The 2,791-nt window shown below is 38.0% G+C and carries 2 protein-coding genes and 1 pseudogene; 1 reads left to right on the forward strand and 2 read right to left on the reverse strand.

Translation table 11 applies throughout. The features are described 5' to 3' along the window. Together B5E60_RS13485 and B5E60_RS13490 are read right to left on the reverse strand one after the other, a co-directional pair. Positions 1–228, reverse strand: a pseudogene (locus B5E60_RS13485) (ATP-binding protein); the annotation flags it as partial. A 178-nt stretch (positions 229–406) separates the two neighbouring features. Then, positions 407–1,714 (reverse strand): AbiH family protein, encoded by a 1,308-nt coding sequence (locus tag B5E60_RS13490; protein WP_087312458.1) that lies wholly within the window; start codon positions 1,712–1,714, stop codon positions 407–409. Positions 1,715–2,235: 521 nt separating this feature from the next. Between B5E60_RS13490 and B5E60_RS13500 the strand changes: the two genes are divergently transcribed. After that, positions 2,236–2,658 (forward strand): hypothetical protein, encoded by a 423-nt coding sequence (locus tag B5E60_RS13500; RefSeq protein ID WP_087312460.1) that lies wholly within the window; start codon positions 2,236–2,238, stop codon positions 2,656–2,658. The last annotated feature ends 133 nt before the right edge of the window (positions 2,659–2,791 follow it).

Here is a 2,791-nt window from a genome sequence, read left to right on the forward strand (position 1 = left end):
GATGTAGGTCTCGGGAGAGTAGTCGGGCAAGGTGAGGACCTGATAACTGCCCAGATGGGCATAGAGATCGGCCGAGCCGTTCTCGGAATCGATGACGGCAACACGGGACCAGTCGGAGGCCATGCCGTAAGCAATGAGGAGCGAGGAGTAGGTTTTTCCCGACCCCGAGGCTCCAGCCAGTGCCAGCCTCATTTTGGCTGCACGGCGCATGGATGGACGTAATTGCATAAAGCGACAAATTGGATGATGAATAAATAAATAGACTCACCATCTGTCTGTTGCTTTTGTTGTTAGACTGGAAAAATTCCCGATAATCGGCCACAAAAAATCCCTCCCCGAAATTCGCTTTCCATGCCGAACAAGGGGAGGGGTGTTTTACGGGGTATATGTAGAAGGACAGAATATGTTAAGGAGTTACTAATGGTTGACAATAGCATTTATTAACAACCCTGTCTCGCATTAATGTCATATCCTTAAAGTCTCGGGATATGTTTTGAACAATATCAATATAATTATCTGTTCCATCTTCTTTTCGGTGATAATACGGCTTTATTGACAAGCAGTTTTTATGTTCAAAAAGGGTATTTAATAAGGTCCGATCAGAGTTGCCACAAGAGTGCCCCATTATATATATTTGATAAGGTGCAGAATCTATGAATCCCAAGAGTCTCCGATAATTATCAGTTTCAAGGTAGCGAATTGATTTGATGTTTTCTAAATAGGCATTGTTATTCAGATTGACTATTTTTTTATAATCTTCATGCATTTCATCGCCATATCCAAAAATAATTGGATTATTCTTATCATCTAATTCTCCGTGAATATGTATCAATTCGCATTTGGGACAATCGTCTGATTTTACATATAATTTACGAGCCGTATTTGTGTAATTGAAGTTAAGCAAAAGAATTCGATTAGGCTGTAGATATTCCATTCGGTGGCCTTTGTCAAATTCATTATTCATTATTTCCCGATATCCTTTATTTTGCCCGACTAATTCATATTCAGGATGCTGTATTAACTCTTCATTCATCTCCTCTATCATACCTCCTGGCAAACTTGCTACTTGAGAAAGAATATCATCCCAGAATAAATCTTCTCCTCCTTTAGATATATCTTGTCGATTAATAGGCTCAAATATTATTTTATTGATCCCTTCGTTGAAAAGTTCATCCGAGATCTTTTCTTCTTGAATTTTGCGTAGATACTCTATTAATAAGTTTTGGATGCTATGAAAGTCTATATTTAGCTCTTTTGCGGATTTATAGCCTAAATATTTGTCTTGATATATTAGCCTATTCAATGATTGAAAATATTCGTTCTCAATATCTACCCAATTCTCCAATGAGGCTTGCGCTGATATGTGCTTCCAAAACGGATTCTTAAATGTTAATTGGAGAGATTCTGTAAATCTTCCAACTTGATTGTAATCATTAATGAATCGACACCACTCATTAAATGCATTTTGTTCATTATCTGTGACTGTGAATTCTGTGATTTCGTCACTCCCTTTATTTATTACTTTAAGGTCAGCAAAATTGTCCGAGTATGACTTAATGGGAGCAACTCCGAAATGCTTTAATAGGTATTGAGCGTATCCATTGAGTACATGACAGTGGAAATCCTCCCAGTAATTATTTATGAAATCGACATAGCCAGTAGGCAAGCCATGAGCTAAATCAAAACCATTCCCGATTAATACTATTCTGTTCATAATCTGCCTTTTTTACAAAGTTAATCGAAAAATTATCTTTTGAGGGTATAAAAACATTCACTCAAATTATATTTCTAAAACTTAAACCCTCCCAACTCCTCTTGACTCTGTTTGTTCTTCTCCATCACCTCCCGATACGCCTCCTGCATATCGAGCACCTTTATAAAGTAGGGGATGGAAACTTTCTCGGGTAATTGCGTGCACCGCTTGTTGAGTTGGTAAGTCAGACTTATTGGCTCCGTATTCGGAACGCCTGCGGCATTGTACTTGGTAAGCAATACCGATAGCGCCACCTTGTTTCGTCTGGGTGCTGCCACCCCTTTGGCCTTACAGAAATCGCACAGCTACTTGTCGTTATATTCATTTAGAAAAATTATTGCCATAACCAGTAAAAACACACTCTCTCGAAATCCGTTTTACAGTCCGAATAGGGAGAGAGGTGTTTTACAAGGTTTAGGAGCGTACGGAATATATTGCGTTTTAATGAGTATCTTTGCATTGGTATAGATAGCTTTCATTTTATGGATTGTGCAAGCACTATTGATATAATCATAGGTTTTGTTTGTGTATTGCTTACTCTGTGGACAATCAAAATGCAATTTTTCTCAAAGCCCAAAGAAGAGTTGGAACATTTAAGAATCCAATTTAAGGCAACACAGAACTTATCTCTCCAAATTCAAGGTGATTTAGAAAGACTGATTGCGCAATATAATGCAGGCAAGTGTAAAATGGTTTCTGGATTTACCTATGAGACTTGTCTTGAAGAAATGAAATCAACCTTCAAGACAAATCTAACAGATGAGGTCTTGGAAAAACTGGTTTCACAAAATCCGTCCAAGCCCACAATACTTTCAGTTATTAAGAGTTTGGAAGTTCAGCATGAAAGCCTCATGCAACTTCAGGTAAATCTTAATTTGATTCGTAGGCAGATGGATAACCCTTGATCATATTATTTTGCAACCATTCTATCTCTTACGATAACTATACACGCTGTTGTTTTTCCATTGATTTTCGGTGATGTCATTTTCACCTCGTATCATTTGGCGAGATCGGTCGCTTTTGCGGTTTGTTGAATAC

The sequence above is a fragment of the Alistipes sp. An116 genome (assembly GCF_002161005.1).
Classification (GTDB): Bacteria; Bacteroidota; Bacteroidia; order Bacteroidales; family Rikenellaceae; genus Alistipes; species Alistipes megaguti.